The sequence below is a fragment of the Actinokineospora terrae genome (assembly GCF_900111175.1).
Taxonomy (GTDB): domain Bacteria; phylum Actinomycetota; class Actinomycetes; order Mycobacteriales; family Pseudonocardiaceae; genus Actinokineospora; species Actinokineospora terrae.
Map to the genome: position 1 here is coordinate 204,345 of NZ_FOGI01000010.1, position 15,826 is coordinate 220,170.

The following is a 15,826-nucleotide window of genomic DNA, read 5'->3' on the forward strand; positions in this document are numbered from 1 at the left end:
GCAGGAGGCCATGGGTGTCCGATTTCCGCTACACCGCCGGGCCGACCCGGGTCGTGTTCGGCTCGCACACGCTGGCCGACGTGCGGCCCGAGGTGGAGCGGCTCGGGCGCACCCGGGTGCTGGTGCTGGCCGACCCCGGCCTCGGCACGCTCGGCGACCGGGTGCGGGAAGCGCTCGGCGCGCTGGCCGTGGGCCGGTTCGACGGCGCGGCGATGCACACGCCGGTAGCGGTGACCGAGCAGGCGTTGGCGCTACTGCGTGAGGTCGGAGCTGACTGCGTTGTCGCTGTCGGCGGAGGCTCCACGACAGGTCTAGCGAAGGCGTTGGCGGTAAGGACCGGCGTCGACCAGGTAATCCTGCCGACGACGTATGCCGGGTCCGAGGTCACGCCCGTGTTGGGTGAGACCGATGGCGGCATCAAGACGACCAGGTCATCACCGGACATCCTCCCCGAGACGGTCATCTACGACGTAGAGCTGTCGAGGGGCCTACCGCTGGGAATTACCGCTACCAGCGCGATCAACGCCATGGCGCACGCCGTCGAGGCCCTCTACGCCCCCGACAGCAATCCCGTGACCGACCGGCTCGCGCTGGAGGCCATCGAGCGGATCGCCCGCGCGCTGAGCCGGGTCCGGGTCGACCCGACCGACGCCGACGTCCGCGCCGACCTGCTGACCGGCGCCTGGCTCGCAGGCACCTGCCTCGGCGCGGTCGGCATGGGCCTGCACCACAAGCTCTGCCACACCCTCGGCGGCGCGTTCGGCCTCCCGCACTCGCCGACGCACGCCGTCGTCCTCCCGCACGCCCTCGCCTACAACGCGCCGCACGCCCAGGACGCCGTCCGCCGCATCGGCGAGGCACTGGGCACCACCGACGCGCCCGCCGCGATCCACGACCTGCTCGTCGAGACCGGCGCCCCGACATCGTTGCGCGAACTCGGGCTGGCCGAGAGCGACCTGGCCCGCGCCGCTGAACTGGCCGCCGCGAAGCCGTACCCGAACCCGGCGCCGCTGACCGAGGACGGCCTCGCCGGTCTCCTGCGCGCGGCGTGGGCGGGGGAGCGGCCCACCCTCGGCGGCCCGCCCAGGCTGGACTGGCTCACCGACCAGGTCGTGTCCACCATCGCGGGCCCGCCGCGGCTGCGGCACCTGCTCGGCGACCTGGTCCGCAGGCTGCACGGGTTCGCCGTCGACAACGACCTCACCCAGGCCGAGTGGCAGACCGGCATCGAGTTCCTCACCCGCACCGGGCAGCTGTGCGACGACAAGCGGCAGGAGTTCGTGCTGCTGTCGGACACCCTCGGTGTGTCCAGTGTGGTCGACGCGCTGACCAACTCGCGCACGCCGGACACCACGCCGTCCGCGGTGCTCGGACCGTTCTACGTGGAGGGTCCGCCGGAGCTGGCGCACGGCAGCGACGTCGCCGAAGGGTTGCCCGGCGTCCCGCTGCACGTCGAGGTCACCATCACCTCGACGGACGGGAAACCCCTACCGGGCGCGGTCGTCGACATCTGGCAGTCCAATGAGGACGGCTTCTACGACGTGCAGCTGCCCGAGCTGGAGGGCCCGGTGCTGCGCGGCCGGTTCCTGGCCGACGACGCGGGCCGGGTGCGGTTCTGGTCGATCCTGCCCTCGGAGTACCCGATCCCGGCCGACGGCACGGTCGGCGACATGCTCACCGCCACCGGCCGCCACCCGTACCGGGCCCCGCACCTGCACTTCATGCTCGCCGCCGAGGGCCACCAGCGGCTGATCACCCAGCTGTTCGTCGCGGGCGGCAAGTACCTGGACTCCGACGCGGTCTTCGGCGTCAAGCAGGACCTGGTCGTGGACTTCCCGGTGGGGGCTGGCACGCCCCCACCGGGAAGGTCGGTCACCGGCGAGTGGCGCGACCTGCGCTTCACCTTCCGGATCGCCCCGGCCTGATGAGGGGTCAGGCCAGGGCGGGGTCGTACTCCTCGGGGTGCACGGTGTTGCTGAGCAGGCGGCCGTGCGCCCCGAAGGTGAAGTGGGTCGGCTGCTCGCCGGTCTCGTCGAGTCCGAACAGGACGCCGTGGGACCGCAACCGGTGGGTGTCGCGGTGGTCGGCGACGGTCACCGAGGCGCACGGGATGACCTTCTCCCGCCAGGTGAACACGTAGATGCCGGGGCGCAGCCGGTACACGGAGTTCTCGTCGGTGTCGGCAAGGCCCTTCTCGGGGCCGGACAGGCACTGCCAGGTGTACCAGTGCTCGCTGAGGTAGACGTGCTCGTAGGCGTGCTGCTCGCTGTAGACCCACATGGCGCGGCGGCCGATGAGCGCCCGGGTCGGGGCGGGCGCCTCGCCGGTGACGTCCGCGCCCTCGATGACGGCGGGGGTGAACACCTGGGTGACCCGGGGGACGCCCTCGCCGTTGATGGTCGTGGTGACCACCAGGGCGCGGCCCGCGCGCAGGTCCAGGAACAGCGAGATCGCCTCGTTGGGGCGCGCCTGGGGGTGGAACTGGGTGTAGTAGAGGTCCTCGTCGACCAGGAACGTCTCGCACTGGTCGACCCCGTGGTCCCACTCGATCCGCGACCCGGCGAACGACGCGGCCAGCACCGGCCCGTCCGCCCCGCGCAGCACCACCGCCCGCCCGTGCAGGTCCCCCACCGTCGGCGCCTTGTTCTCGTCGAACCCGGGCGCCAACCCGTCGAGCGGCAACCAGGTCGAGGTGTCGGACAACGCGGTCATCGGCGTTCCTTTCTCCGGGTACCCGGAAGTCTCGACCCCGCACCCCCGCGCGCGGAACCGCGTCTACCCTCCCCGTGCGGCACCGGACAAGGACGGTGCGCCGCAGACCAACCACCGCCCCCGGCGACAACCGCAGGATGTGCCCCATGGACCTCGGCCTGAACGGCAGAAAAGCACTGGTCACCGGCGGTGTCTCCGGCATCGGCCACGCCTGCGCCCAAGCCCTGGAGGCCGAGGGCGCCCGAGTCGCGGTCCTCGACCGAGCCCCCGGCGCCCGCTTCCGAGCCGACGTCACGGACTCGGATTCTCTTGCCGCTGCGGTGGGGGCGGCCGTCGAGTGGCTCGGGGGGCTGGACATCGTGGTGGGGTGCGCGGGCATCTCGGGGCCGGTGGGGAACCTGCTGGTGGACACGTCGGCCGAGGACATCGCCGGGGTGTTGGCGGTGAATGTGCTGGGGCAGCTGCTGCTGGCCAAGCACGTGTACCCGCACATGGGGTATGACGGGTCGATCGTGCTGCTGGGGAGCGACTCGGCGTTTGTTTCCGTGCCGGGGATGGTGCCCTATAGCGCGTCCAAGGGGGCGGTGGTGTCCATGACGCGGGCGTTGGCGGTGGAGTTCTCACCGGTGCGGGTGAATTGCGTGTGTCCGTCTATTGTGGATACGCCGATGGCTCGGGGGGATCTGGGGGATCGGGCTATTGATGAGGCCGAGTTTCCGGTGCAGGCGGCGGGGGATGTGGCCAATCAGGTGCTGTACTTGGCTTCTGAGCGGTCTCGGACGGTGAATGGGCAGGCTATCTTGACGGATTTCGGGTATTCGGCTCGGTCGGGGTTTCCTGCTTGAGGGGGGCGGCTCTCGGTCTCGCCTGCGGCGTCGACGGTTGACGGCTCGCCTTCGGCATTGCGGTGGGGCGCGATTGACGAACTAGCTCGATGGGGCGAACTTGTTTTGCGTGGGGCCCCTACGGCACCCGGGCAGAACCGCAAAGCAGGGGCCGAAAGGCAGGCCCTGCCACGGTGAGCGACGCTACGGGTGCCGTTCCCCCACACAAAACAAGTCCACCCCATCGAGCCGGCTTGGCACCAGCGACTCCGAGGAGCGTTGTTCGGCCAACGTTGTTTGGGGGCGTGTTGTTGGCCAACGCCTGAGAGGGGCACCTGCGGGCTGGCGCCTGGGAGGGGCGCGTTGGACCAGCGCCTGGTAGGGGCGCGGTGGACCGATGCCTGGGAGGGGCATGTTGGGCCAACGCCTGGGAGGGGCGGCGCGTTTGGGGCGGGGGTGGGTGTTATTCGCCTAGGTAGGCGGAGTGGAGGGTTTGGGGGGTGGCTAGGAGGTCTTGGGCGGAGCCTTGGTAGGTGACTCGGCCGGAGGAGACGACGATGGCGTCTTGGGAGACGCCTAGGGCTAGGTGAGTGAATTGTTCTACCAGGAGGATGGCGGCTCCTTCCGTGGCGAAGCGGGTGACCATGGGGAGGAGGCGGGTGAAGACGACCGGGGCGAGGCCTAGGGACATCTCGTCGATGAGGAGGAACTTGGGGCGGGCGGCGAAGGCGCGGGCCAGGACGACCATCTGCTGTTCGCCGCCGCTGAGCAGGGCTGTCGGGGAGTTTCGGCGCTTGTCCAGTTCGGGGAACAGGGCGAGGACCTCGTCGACCCGGGGCCAGGTGCGGGCGGTGAGTTTGAGGTTCTCCAGCACCGTCAGGCCGGGGAACACCGCGCGGCCCTGTTCGATGTGCGAGAGGCCGAGTTTGGCGCGCGCCACCCTGGAGTGCTTCGTGACCTCGACGTCTCCGATGTGGACGGAGCCGCGGGCGGCGGGGACGACGCCGGAGATGGCTTCCAGCAACGATGTCTTGCCCGCGCCGTTGGGGCCGACCAGGGCCGTGATGCGGCCCGGCTCCAGGGTGAAGCCGACCTCGCGGATGACCGGTCCGGCGCCTCGGGTGACGGTGATGTCTCGCACCTGCAACGCGTTCACAGCAGCTCCGTTTCGCCCATGTACGCCTTGAGGACCTCGGGGTTGGCCAGCACCTCGGCCTGCGGGCCGCTGGCCAGCACCTGGCCGAAGTCGAGCACCGTGATCGTGTCGCACACCGAGCGGACCAGGTCCAGGTCGTGCTCGATGAGCAGGACCGACACGCCGAAGCGGGCCGGGACCTGGCGCAGCCGCGCGCCGAGGGCGACGTGCTCCTCGTGCGGCAGACCGGCGGCGGGCTCGTCGAGCAGCAGCACCTTCGGCTTGGCCAGCAGGTGCCCGACGACCTCCACCAACCGGCGCGCACCGACGTCGACGCGGCGCAGGGGAGTCCGCGCCGGGGGGCACCCGAAGAACTCCAGCGCCTCCGTGATCTCCGACGACGACAACCGGCGCCGGGCGACGAATCGCACGTAAGCGCCCACGGTCAACCCGGCGGGCACACGGTCCTGTTGGAACGTTCGACGCAGACCGGCCCGAGCCCGCCGGGTCGGCGACAACCCGTTGAGCGAACGCCCGTCCAGCTCGACCGCCCCGGTCGCCTGCGGCAGGAACCCGCTGATGATGTCGACCAAAGTGGACTTACCGGCACCGTTGGGTCCGATCACGCCCAGCACCCCGTTCGACGGGACCGCCAGGTGCACACCGGAAAGCGCCTTCACCTCACCGAAGTTCACGCTCAGGTCGCGCACCACCAGCACCGGCTCACCCGGCGGCGGCACGTCGACCTCGGCGGGCGGTGCCGTCAGCTCGACCCCGGCCGCCTCCTTGCTCCTGCGCCGCCACAGCTCGCGCACGGCGGTGCCCAGGTTGCCGCCGGTGGTCAGCGCGTGCGTGCCCAGCAGGCCGAACACCACGAAACCCCAGTCCTGCGGCACACCCCAGCGCTTGAGCAGCTCCGGCACCGCGACCCACAGGACCGCGCCGAACACCGCCATGTCGATCAGGTGCGCGCCGGACATGATCGCCAGCACGTACAGCGCGAGCGACTGCATGGCCGTGAAGCTCGCCGGGAACGCCAACCCGACCTGCCCGGTCAGCAGTCCACCCGCGACACCGCCGAGCGCCGCGCTGACGGCGAACGCGCTCAGCTTGGACGTCCGCACGCTCGCCCCGGCCGCCGCGGTGCCGCGCTCGGAGAACGCCACCGCCTGCCAGCCGCTGCCCCAGCGGGTGCGGCGCAGGAAGTGCACCAGCAGGCAGCACAGCGCTAGAACGATGGTGCCGAGCCAGAAGTAGCCGCGGTCGTCGGAGAACGACTCCGGTCGCTCGACCGAGACCCCGTCCACCGTCCCGGGGAACTGGATCTGCACCAGCGTCAGGTCGGCCGCCGCGGCGAGACCGAGGGTGACGACCGCGAGGTTGATGCCGCGCAAGCGCAACGCGGGCAGGCCGACCAGCACGCCGACCAGCCCCGCCGCGATCCCGCCGCACACCAACCAGACCAGGAAGCCGCCGGGGGCGCCGATCCGGTTGAGCCCGGACACCACCCACGCGCCGACCGCGGCGAAGGTCAACTGGCACAACGACACCATGCCCGCGCTGCCGGTGACCACACCCAGCCCCAGCAGCGCGATACCCGCCACGATCGCGCTCATGCCCAGGTACACGAAGTACCCGTCGAGCCCGACGCTGAACAGGTAGCCCACCACGATGGCCGCGCCCGTGACCACCAACGGGACCCCGAACCGGGTCAGCGGCCCGGATTCAGCGCGCGACATCCCACACCTCCTTGCGCTGCGACCACAGCAAGAGCCCGACGATGACGAGGAACGGCAGGAAGTAGCGGACCACCGAGAGGCTGTCGACCTGCGCGACGGCGCCCTGGGCCATGCCGAGCACGAGCCCGCCGACCACCGCGAGGTCGAGCCTGCGGAACCCGCCGAGCAGCGCGGCCGCCGCGGCGGGCACCACGAGCATCGACAGCGACGTCGCGTCGTTGGACTGCGACGGTGCCACGATCGAGATCACCAGGGTGCTGAGCAACCCGGTCACCGCCCACACCGCGACCGCGAGCGGCTTGGCCGGGATGCCCATCAGCTCCGCGGTCGTCGGCCGCTCGGACAGCGCCCGCAGCTCCAACCCGAACGAGGTCCTGCCCAGCAGCGCCCGGCACCCCACCGCGATGGCCACCGAGAGCACCACCGTCACCACCGTCACCTGGCTGACCACCACGCCGTTCACCGAGAACGCGGGGCCGTCGAGGATCGGGTGGAACGGCTGCGGCTTGTTGCCGAACAGGATGAACGACAGCGAGATCAGCAGCAGCAGCACCGCGACGGTGACCGCGGAGCGGGTGCCGATGTCGGCCTCGGCCAGCCAGGTGGAGATGATCCAGCCCAGCAGCGCGCTCAGCGCGCCGCCGAGCAGGATCCCGACCACCGTGGCAGCCCAGGTCGGGAGTCCGGCGTGGACGGACAGGTACACCGCGACGTAGCAGCCGAACATCCCGGTCGCCGACTGGGCGAAGTTGACCACCCGCACCAGCCGCGACATGAGCGTCAGGCACACGGCGAGCACGGCGTAGAGCCCGCCCGCTGCCAGACCGGCCAGCGCTCCTTGCAGCATCGAGACTCCCCTTGCCGGTGGACTTCCTCGCCCTGGTTGGTTCTTGCGCGCTTGCTAGTTCTTCGGGATGCGCAGCCAGTCGTCGGCGGCCAGTTCCCACTTGTTGCTGCCGGTGGTCAGCTTGATCGGCCAGCCCGCGGTGTTGTCGTGGTGGGTCTTGCCCTTGCCGAACACGTACGGGGTGCCGACCATCGGGTCGGTGATGGGCTGCATCTCCTGCAGCGCCTTGGTCACCGACTCGCGGTTGATGTCACCCTGGATGCCCTTGATCACCTGCAGGAAGTACTTCGCCGCCAGGTAGCCGCCCTGGCTGAACGAGGTCAGCGGGATGTTGTTCTTGGTCATCAGCTCCCGCCACTCCTTGTTCTGCGAGCTGGCGGCGTCGGTGAACGGGTAGAACTCGGCCGGTACGTAGACGCCCGCGCCCGCGTTGCTCACGGCCTTGGCGTAGTTCTCGCTGTAGACGCTGGTCAGCAGCAGCCAGGTGACGTCGTTCCAGCCCTGCGCCGCGGCGGCCTTGAGCTGGCCGATGGAGTCCGGCTCGACCGGGTTGACGGTGATGGCCTTGCAGCCCGCCGAGCGCGCCTTGACGATGTAGGAGGTGTAGTCGGAGCCGCCGTAGGGCACGGTGGCGTCCAAGTAGGTCAGCTTCTTGCCGGTGATCTTCGTCCACTCGTCGATCGCGGCCTGGTACGAGGGCAGCGTGTTGCCCGCGATCTCCAGCAGCGCGCAGATGTTGTCGAGCTTGAGCACCTCGGAGCCGTAGAGCAGCGTCAGCGTCATGTCGTGGTACGGGCCGACGTTGGCCGGGGAGATGTTGGGGCTGTTGAAGCAGGCCGGGTCCACGCCGATACCGGAGATCGACAGGATCTTCTGCTGCTCGTAGTACTTGTTGTTGATCTCGCACTCGATCAGGCTCGACGAGCCGACCAGCGCGACGGCGTTGTCCGCGCCGACGACCTCGCGCGCGGCGGTCGCGGCGGCGGCCGGGTCGCCCTTGTCGTCGAGGGCCTTGTACTGGATCTGGCGGCCGTTCACCCCGCCCGAGGCGTTGGCGGCGTCGAAGACGGCCTTGGCCGCGGCCGAGGCCTCCGGGAAGGTCGCCGCACCGCTGAGCGCGTTGACCGAGCCGACGACGATCGGCCCGCTGCCGGAGCCGCTGCCGCCACCGCTGTCGGCGCACCCCGCGGCGACGAGTGTGACCGCGGCGGCAACCGCCACGCTGCGCATGATCTTTCTCATAGCGGTCCCTGTCTGTGTTCTCGGCTGCGTTCGCTTGCGCTCGCAGGGGGCACGGGATCTGGAGGGGCGATCTGAAGGTGGAACGGACCTTACGAGTGGCCCGGCCCACGTTCCTTGACTTTGCGGGCACGCGTGTTGTCGTGCGCGGCACGGGGTGCGACCCAGGTCACGAACCGATCTCCCGGTGGAGACTTTCCGCAGCTCACAGCCCTGGACGACAGAAAGCCGCCCTCGAGCAAGGAGGTGCTCGGAGGGCGGCTTCCTGCCGCGCGAGTCGTCTCATCGGGTGACGGTCGACTCGATCGCCGGTGCTTTCCGACCGGCGCGGCTGCCGGTCGGGGGTGCACCTGTGGGGCCCTAATCGATGGCGGCTGCGACGGGGACGGAGTCGACGATCTGCTCGAAGCTGGCCACGGTGTCGCCGTCGAACTTCCAGACGTGCGCGACCCGCGCGGTGAACGACCGGCCGGTTTTCTTGTTGGTGGCGTGGTAGTGGCCGAGCCCGATGACGGTCTGCCCGCCGTCGACCAGCTCCGCGAGGGTGAAGGTGTAGCCGTCCCAGTCCTTGCCGATGGCGAAGAACACGTTCTCCCGCACCTCGTCCGGCCCGGTGTAGGTGCCCGCGTAGGGGAAGCCCTCCGCCTCGGTCCAGGTGGTGGTGGCGGTGATCGGGGCGAGCATGCCGTCGAGGTCACCGCGGTCGCTTGCCGCGTAGTGCGCGGCGACGACGTCCACAGTAGACAATGGAGTCTCCTTGGGGTTGAACGTTTCGGAAATCAGACCGGCTGGATATCGGGGTAGACGACGGCGCCCAGGGGGTAGATGTGGCCGCCGCCGGTGGAGTGCTCGGAGCGGCCCTCGCCGTTGAGGCCGAGGAACACGCCGGTGGTGCGCAGCGCGATGCTCAGGTCGTGCAGCCACACGCTGGCCACGGCGATGCGGAACTCCCGGAAGCAGAACAGGTACAGGCCGTCGGCGAACTTCCAGACCGTGGACAGGTCGGTGTCGCCGTGCCCGCGCTGGATGCCCTCCAGGCACTGCCACGTGTAGCGCTGCGAGGACACGTAGACGTGCTCGTAGAGGTGGTTCGGGCTGTACCGGTAGAGGTTGCGCTTGCCGATGAGGTCGCGCGACGGGCCGGGGGCCTCGCCGGTCGGCTCGCCGCCGTTGGTGGTGCCGGTCCAGAACGTCTGCTGGACCCGCGGCTGCCCCTCCACGTCCTCGCCGCCGATCACCGACAGCACGCCGAGCGCGCGGTGGCTGGTGGTGGAGAAGACCAGGGTCAGCGACTCGCCCTCGACGCTGGTCAGCGGCAGGTTGACGAAGTAGACGTCGTCGCGCACCGCCACCGCGTCATAGGGGTCGCGCACCCCGTTGCACGTCACGTGCTGGGCGTCCTCGAACCTCAGGTCGAGAACGGGGCCGTCCGCCAGCGCGATGACGATCTCGCGCCCGGTCAGGTCGGCGTTGGGCAGGCGGTAGGTGGCGATACCGTCGGCGAACTCGTCGTAGGTGCGCCACTCGTCCTCGGCAGGGGTCGACATGGCCCCATCGTGCGAGCCGGGTGGCCGACTCGGCCAGCGCGCGCACCCGCACCGAGCACTGGCCGGCAAGAGTAGGGCGCTGGGGGTCAACTACCCTGGACCGATGCGTCAGGTGGGGGCTTGGCTGTTCGGTGGGCTGGTGAACCTCGGGCTGGGGTACGCGTTCGTGATCCCGGCGCAGATGGTGGCGATCGCGCTGATCGCCTACGACGAGGAGGTCAGGCCGGAGTTGGGGTTCGGGACGTTCCTGCTGCTCGTGTCGGCGATGGCGGCCTTCGTGCTCGGCCTGTTCGCCGCCACCACCACCATCGCGACCTCGGTGACGCCGGTGCCCAAGCGGCTGTACTGGTCGGTGTCGACCGGCCTGCTCCTCGCCCCGGCGGCGGTCTCGATCGCCTGGCCGTGGGCGTGGGACCGCGTCGGCTTCTGGTGACCCGGCCGGCCTCCGTCCCTGCGTCAGGTGGGGGCTCGGCGCGCGACGGCGAGCATGCGCCGGCTGCCGCACCGGTGACACGCGGCGGGGCGGGCATCTCCTGCTGAGGTGCCCGCCCCGGTTCCGGTGAATGCTCAACTCAGCCCAGGGTGAGGGCCAGGTCGTCGAGGACGAAGGACGTCTGCAGCGAGGCGTCCTCGGTGCCGGTGAACTTCAGGGTGAAGGTCTGGCCGGCCAGGCTCGACAGGTCGACCGTGCGCTGGGTGTAGCCCGCGGCCTTGTTGGCGTTGGAGTACGAGGCCACAGTGGACGAACCGGCCTGCACGGTGAGCTTGTCGTAGACCGTGGTGCCGGTCTCGGCGGTGTCGATGTGCAGGTAGTACGTCAGCGTCGCCTTGCAGCCCGCCGGGATGGTGACCGACTGCGACAGCGAGTCGGTGTGCGTCGCGCCGTAGCCGTTCAGCCACGCCGAGTAGGTGCCGCCGTGCGCGGGCTCGTTCTGGCTCGCGAACTGGCCGATGACGCCGGAGGTCTGGGTCCAGCCGGTGGCGCCGGACTCGAAGCCCGCGTTGGTGAGCTTCTGGCCGGAGCAGCCGCCGGGGGGCTGGGTGGTCGTGGTGGGCGGGGTGGTGGTGGTCGGGCTGGTCGGCGGCGTGGTGGTGCCGCCGGTGCAGGTCGGGTCGGCGGACTGCGCCGGGACGCTCACCGCGTCCCACGCGGCCTTGACGGTGTTGAACTCGGTGCAGCTGCCCTGGTACAGGTTCTTGGCCGCCTGCAGTGTCCAGGTCCGGTACTTGAGGTAGGAGCTGGACGAGGTCTTCATCAGCATCGCGTTGTACATGATCTTGATGGCGGCCTGGATGCCCAGCCCGGAGATCGAGCTGTTGTTGCAGGTCGGGCTGGTCGGCTTGCCGCCGCCGGGGTTGTTGCCCTCGGCGAGCAGGTAGAACCAGTGGTTGCCGGGACCGGCCGCGGCGTGCACCTCGCCGCCGGGGACGCTGCTGGAGTAGCAGTTGGCGTTGTTGTTGACCAGCGACGGGTTGTACATGTTGCGGATCGGGCCGCTGCCGACCAGGTTGATCTCCTCGCCGACCAGGTAGTCCGGCGGGTCGTACTGGCTGGCCTCGTTGGCGAAGGCCTCGGTGGCCGCGCCGAAGGTGTCGGCGACGAACTCCTGGGTGCCCGCCTGCGAGATGCCGCCGGGGGTGTGGTCGTCCACGCCGTGGCCCATCTCGTGGCCGACCACGTCGAGCGAGCTGATCCAGCCGTTGGACTGGTTGTGCCCGATCTGGACCTGGGTGCCGTCGTAGAAGGCGTTGAGGTCGTCGAGGCCGACCTTGATCGGCCACGCGCCGCCGCTGCCGTCCATGCCGTCGCGGCCCAGCCACTGGGTGAGCATCTTGCGCTCGGTCTCGGCGGCGAACAGCGCGTCCACGCAGCCGGTCTCCCGGTTGGTGGCCTGGCCGTTGCCCCAGCTGTCCGAGGTCTTGCTGAACGGGCTGGAGGCGCTGATGTCCTGGCAGGACAGGTTGGTGGTGTTCGGGTCGCGCATCACGTAGTTGCTGCCCGAGTGCGTGGTGTCGATGGTGACCGGGCCGCTGTAGGCGGAGTTGCCGCTGCCGTGCGCGACGTGCTCCTGGGTGCGCAGGACCTTGCCGTCGGTGGCGTCGACGTACACGCTCAGCCTGCTCGGCTCGCCCGCGGCGGTGGTGCCGGTGACGGTCGACTCCCAGGCCAGCTTCGCGGTGCCCAGCGACACCACGACCAGCCTGCTCGCCTCGGTGCCGGTCACGGTCTTGAGCTGACCGCGCGCGGTGGTCTCCGCCTGCTCCTTGGTGAGCTTCGCGGTGGTGCCGACGCCCTGGATGGTCTGCTCCTGGGCGACGGAGGTGTACTTCACCGACCCGGCGTTGTCGGTCACGACCACGAAGTCGCCGCCGACGACCGGCAGGCCCTTGTAGGTGCGGTCGTAGGAGACGTACTGGTTGCTGCCCGCCGAGTACACCTTGCGCTGGACGAACGTGTCGTCGGCCGAGGCGTGCAGTGCCGCGGGCCGGGAGTCGACGAGCGAGGCGGCCGCTTGGGCAGCGGTGTCCTGAGCGACCTGGGCGGACTGCGCGGTGGTGGCCTGGGTGTTCGACGTCGCCGCGACGGCGCTGCCGATCACCACCAGACCCGACACCAACGCGCCGCCCACGGCGAGCAGGCGATGACTGGGCTTCATGAGGGTGTGGCTCCTTTCCCGGCCGCGTCCACGCGAGCCGGAAAATGCAGGGAATGCGCCAGTGGAAAGCGCACCGGAATCCGGTGTCGGCACTTCGGTCGAGTGTGGCCCCTCGCCGCTCTCCCGCTGCCTTTTCCGGACGGACTGACGTTAACTCCGGCGCACTTCACGGGGAACGCCAAGATATTCACACAGGGCAAGTGTTAACACGTCAATCCGGACGTCAGCGGCCACAAGGGGCAATGGCTTCGTCCGATTCCTCCGAAAGAGGCGCGAAAGGGTTTTCACCGGAAATGGCGGGTAACGGAGCTCTGGCGCGCCTGGTCTGATTGCGGGTGGCCGCCTGCCCGGGTTGTGCGCGCGCGGGCGAGCGGGAAGGCTCTGCGGCCATGGGCACCACGACACCCGACGCGGCCGCGTTGCTCGGCGGGTTGCCGGTGGTCGTCTGGGCGGCGGAGGTGGGCACCGGTCGGCTCACCTACGTCTCCGAGCAGGCCGAGGCGCTGCTGGGGCACCCCCGTGCGGCGTGGTTGGCCGACCCCGGGTTCTGGGCCGCGGTCGTGCACCCCGAGGACCGCGCGGCCGCGTTGTCGGCCCGCCGCGAACTGGCCCCCGACGCCGACGGGTACGAGTCGGACTACCGGGTGGTCGCCGCCGACGGATCGGTGCTGTGGCTGCACGACGTGGTGCACGTGGAGCGGGACGCGGACGGCGTCGCGACAGGGCTGCGCGGGGTGTCTTTCGACATCACCGACCGCAGGACCGCCTACGAGCGCGACCGGTTCCTCAGCGCGCTGGAACTGGCGTTGCAGCCGCTCGACGAGGCCGAGGAGGTCGTGGCCACCGCGGTCCGGGTGCTCGGCGAGCACCTCGGCGCCGACCGGTGCGCCTACGCCCGCGCCGAGTCCGACGAGGACCACTTCGTGATGAGCGGCGACCACGCGACCGGCCTGCCGCCGCTACCTGGCCGCTTCGCCATTTCCGCGTTCGGCGCGGGCGCGCTGACGGCCATGCGCGCCGGGGCGCCGTGGGTGGTCGTCGACAGCGCCGCCGACGACCGGCTCGTGCCCGCCGACGCCGACGCGTACCGGGTGACCGGGATCCGCGCGGTCATCTGCTTCCCGTTGCACAAAGCAGGCCGGTTCGTCGCGGCGATGGCGGTGCACCAGGCGACGCCGAGGGTGTGGACGGCCGAGGAAATCGACACGGTCGGCGTTGTCGTCTCCCGCTGTTGGGAATCCCTGCAACGCGTCCACGCCGGACAGGCGCTGCGAGAAGGCGAACAGCGCTATCGGATGCTGTTCGAACGCGCGACCGATGGCGTCTGGGTCGTCGACCACCAGTTGCGCTATGTGGAGGTCAACCCGGCGGGGTGTGCGTTGTTCGGCGCCACCCGCGCGGAGATCCTCGGCCGGACCGTCCACGATTTCCTGGCCCCTTATGAGAGCGACCGCCTGGCCGGATTGCTGCGCAGGCTGGGCGCGGGCGAGGTCACCACCGAAGTGTGGGACGTGCGGCGCGGCGACGGCGAGGTGATCGCGCTGGAACTCGCCGCGCAGGCCACGCCGACCGGGATGCAGGCCATCGGGCGTGACGTCACCGCGCGTAGACGGGCGGAGGCGGAGCGTGAACTCCTGCTGCGCCGCGAGCACGAGATCGCCGAGGCGTTGCAGCGCAGCCTGTTGCCCCGCGAACTGCCGAGCCTGGCGCGGTTGGCGACGTCGGCCCGGTACCTGCCCGCGGCGAGGTACGCGCAGGCCGGGGGCGACTGGTACGAGGTGCTGCCGCTGACGGACACGGTGGTGGCGCTGTCGGTCGGCGACGTCGTCGGGAAGGGACCCACCGCGGCTGCCGTGATGGGGCAGTTGCGCAGCGCGTTGGCCGGGTACCTGCTCGACGGGCACACCCCCGCGGCGGCCCTGGAGCGGTTGGACGCGTTCGTGGCGCGGACGCCAGGGGCCATGGGGTCGACCTGCGCCTGCCTGACCTTCGACCACGCGACCGGGCGGCTGTGCTGGTCGCTGGCCGGGCACCCGCCGCCGCTGGTGCTCGACTCCCGGCCGCGGTTCCTGACCGGTGCCGCGGGGCCGGTGCTAGGGGTCGCCGGGCGTGCGCCGTATGTGGAGGAGGAGACGGTGCTGGCGCCGGGCACGTCGGTGCTGCTCTACACCGACGGGCTGGTGGAGCGGCCCGGGGTGGTCATCGACGAGGGGCTGAGCAGGCTGTTCGACGTCGCGGCGGCTGGTGCCGAGTCCGGTCCGGACGACCTGGCCACCCGGGTGACCAGCACGCTGCTGGAGGACGGCCACGGCGACGACGTCGCCCTGGTCGTGGCCCGGTTCATCCCCCCACCCCTGCGCGAGCGCGACGTGCCCGCCACCACCGCCCGCCTCGGCTGGCTCCGCGTCGCGGTCGACGAGTGGGCCCGCGCGGCGGGCCTGTCCCAGGGCCTGCGCAACGACCTCCACCTGGCCCTGGGCGAGGCCGCCGCCAACGCCGTCGAACACGCCTACCCCGACGGCCCCGGCACCTTCGACCTCGCCGTCGCCCGCACCCCGGACGGCTCCGTCGCCGTCGAGGTCCGCGACCGGGGCCGCTGGCGCCCCGAACCCGCCGACAACACCCACCGCGGCCGCGGCGTCGACATGATCCACGAACTCGCGGACGGCGTGAAGTACACGCAGGGCCCCGCCGGGACGACGGTGGGCTTCCGAATCGCGGGCACCGACTCACGTCCCGACTTGCCGGTGGGGCCGTCGATCGCTTCCGCGGTCCGGTTGAGGGGGGCGATCGACTTGGCCGCGGTGGGGGAGCTGCGGGAGTCGTTGCTGGCCGAGGCCGCTCGGGGGCCGGTGGCGCTGGACATGTCCGATGTGGACTATCTGAGCAGCTCGGGCGTGGCCCTGCTGCTGGAAGTCGCCGCCGCGTGTACGGGCACGGTGACTGTGCTGGTGACGGGGGACGGTGCCGTGGCCCGGATCTTGGCGCTGTCGGGGCTTTCGGCCGCACTGTCGATTCGGGTCGTGTCCTAAGTGGCACTGGTGAATCAGTCGACCGCTGAGAGTCGGCTGCGGACCCATCGGGCAGGTGGCGGGCGCGGCGGCGGGAGGGTACGGCGACGAGGGT

12 protein-coding genes are annotated in these 15,826 nt (G+C 70.6%); 4 read left to right on the forward strand and 8 right to left on the reverse strand.

What is annotated here, in order from left to right; all coding sequences use genetic code 11:
* The first annotated feature begins 14 nt into the window (after window positions 1-14).
* The gene (locus tag BMY07_RS23575) at window positions 15-1,925 is read left to right on the forward strand and encodes a maleylacetate reductase and hydroxyquinol 1,2-dioxygenase domain-containing protein (RefSeq protein WP_092782755.1); all 1,911 of its coding nucleotides are present in this window, start codon (window positions 15-17) and stop codon (window positions 1,923-1,925) included.
* A 7-nt stretch (window positions 1,926-1,932) separates the two neighbouring features.
* Here the strand turns inward: BMY07_RS23575 and BMY07_RS23580 are convergent, their stop codons facing one another.
* On the reverse strand, window positions 1,933-2,712 hold the full coding sequence (locus BMY07_RS23580; RefSeq protein WP_092782758.1) for a molybdenum cofactor biosynthesis F family protein: 780 nt from the start codon (window positions 2,710-2,712) through the stop codon (window positions 1,933-1,935).
* Window positions 2,713-2,858: 146 nt separating this feature from the next.
* On the opposite strand from BMY07_RS23580, the gene BMY07_RS23585 reads away from it, so the two are divergent.
* Window positions 2,859-3,557 (forward strand): SDR family NAD(P)-dependent oxidoreductase, encoded by a 699-nt coding sequence (locus BMY07_RS23585; protein ID WP_092782761.1) that lies wholly within the window; start codon window positions 2,859-2,861, stop codon window positions 3,555-3,557.
* A gap of 442 nt (window positions 3,558-3,999) precedes the next feature.
* Here the strand turns inward: BMY07_RS23585 and BMY07_RS23590 are convergent, their stop codons facing one another.
* The 6 genes from BMY07_RS23590 to BMY07_RS23615 form a co-directional block, all read right to left on the reverse strand.
* Window positions 4,000-4,692, reverse strand: coding sequence for an ABC transporter ATP-binding protein (locus BMY07_RS23590; RefSeq protein ID WP_092782764.1), 693 nt, complete (start codon window positions 4,690-4,692; stop codon window positions 4,000-4,002).
* A complete protein-coding gene (locus BMY07_RS23595) occupies window positions 4,689-6,410 on the reverse strand; it encodes a branched-chain amino acid ABC transporter ATP-binding protein/permease (RefSeq protein WP_092782767.1) in 1,722 nt (573 codons plus the stop codon). Before BMY07_RS23595 ends, BMY07_RS23590 begins: the two co-directional genes overlap by 4 nt.
* The gene (locus BMY07_RS23600; protein ID WP_092782770.1) at window positions 6,397-7,257 is read right to left on the reverse strand and encodes a branched-chain amino acid ABC transporter permease; all 861 of its coding nucleotides are present in this window, start codon (window positions 7,255-7,257) and stop codon (window positions 6,397-6,399) included. The genes BMY07_RS23595 and BMY07_RS23600 overlap by 14 nt, the downstream gene beginning before the upstream one ends.
* 54 nt (window positions 7,258-7,311) lie before the next feature.
* The gene (locus tag BMY07_RS23605) at window positions 7,312-8,487 is read right to left on the reverse strand and encodes an ABC transporter substrate-binding protein (protein WP_245782601.1); all 1,176 of its coding nucleotides are present in this window, start codon (window positions 8,485-8,487) and stop codon (window positions 7,312-7,314) included.
* Window positions 8,488-8,856: 369 nt separating this feature from the next.
* Window positions 8,857-9,234 carry a nuclear transport factor 2 family protein gene (locus BMY07_RS23610; protein WP_425426346.1) on the reverse strand — a complete coding sequence of 126 codons (378 nt, stop codon included), beginning with the start codon at window positions 9,232-9,234 and terminating at the stop codon, window positions 8,857-8,859.
* Between the two features lie 41 nt (window positions 9,235-9,275).
* Window positions 9,276-10,043, reverse strand: a complete 768-nt coding sequence (locus tag BMY07_RS23615; RefSeq protein ID WP_092782779.1) for a MoaF C-terminal domain-containing protein — start codon at window positions 10,041-10,043, stop codon at window positions 9,276-9,278.
* 103 nt (window positions 10,044-10,146) lie between these two features.
* Between BMY07_RS23615 and BMY07_RS23620 the strand changes: the two genes are divergently transcribed.
* Window positions 10,147-10,476, forward strand: a complete 330-nt coding sequence (locus BMY07_RS23620) for a hypothetical protein (protein ID WP_143073608.1) — start codon at window positions 10,147-10,149, stop codon at window positions 10,474-10,476.
* 139 nt (window positions 10,477-10,615) lie between these two features.
* On the opposite strand, the gene BMY07_RS23625 is transcribed toward BMY07_RS23620, so the two are convergent.
* Window positions 10,616-12,700: a M4 family metallopeptidase gene (locus BMY07_RS23625; RefSeq protein WP_092782785.1), complete on the reverse strand. Its 2,085-nt coding sequence runs from the start codon at window positions 12,698-12,700 to the stop codon at window positions 10,616-10,618.
* Window positions 12,701-13,089: 389 nt separating this feature from the next.
* On the opposite strand from BMY07_RS23625, the gene BMY07_RS23630 reads away from it, so the two are divergent.
* Window positions 13,090-15,732, forward strand: a complete 2,643-nt coding sequence (locus BMY07_RS23630) for a SpoIIE family protein phosphatase (protein WP_092782788.1) — start codon at window positions 13,090-13,092, stop codon at window positions 15,730-15,732.
* Window positions 15,733-15,826 lie beyond the last annotated feature (94 nt).

What these genes read in the sequence shown, in the direction of transcription:
- BMY07_RS23580 (WP_092782758.1), bottom strand. Translation starts at nt 2,712, where the DNA reads ATGACCGCGTTGTCCGACACCTCGACCTGGTTGCCGCTCGACGGGTTG.
- BMY07_RS23625 (WP_092782785.1), bottom strand. Translation starts at nt 12,700, where the DNA reads ATGAAGCCCAGTCATCGCCTGCTCGCCGTGGGCGGCGCGTTGGTGTCG.
- BMY07_RS23615 (WP_092782779.1), bottom strand. Translation starts at nt 10,043, where the DNA reads ATGTCGACCCCTGCCGAGGACGAGTGGCGCACCTACGACGAGTTCGCC.
- BMY07_RS23630 (WP_092782788.1), top strand. Translation starts at nt 13,090, where the DNA reads ATGGGCACCACGACACCCGACGCGGCCGCGTTGCTCGGCGGGTTGCCG.
- BMY07_RS23605 (WP_245782601.1), bottom strand. Translation starts at nt 8,487, where the DNA reads ATGCGCAGCGTGGCGGTTGCCGCCGCGGTCACACTCGTCGCCGCGGGG.
- BMY07_RS23595 (WP_092782767.1), bottom strand. Translation starts at nt 6,410, where the DNA reads ATGTCGCGCGCTGAATCCGGGCCGCTGACCCGGTTCGGGGTCCCGTTG.
- BMY07_RS23585 (WP_092782761.1), top strand. Translation starts at nt 2,859, where the DNA reads ATGGACCTCGGCCTGAACGGCAGAAAAGCACTGGTCACCGGCGGTGTC.
- BMY07_RS23620 (WP_143073608.1), top strand. Translation starts at nt 10,147, where the DNA reads ATGCGTCAGGTGGGGGCTTGGCTGTTCGGTGGGCTGGTGAACCTCGGG.
- BMY07_RS23600 (WP_092782770.1), bottom strand. Translation starts at nt 7,257, where the DNA reads ATGCTGCAAGGAGCGCTGGCCGGTCTGGCAGCGGGCGGGCTCTACGCC.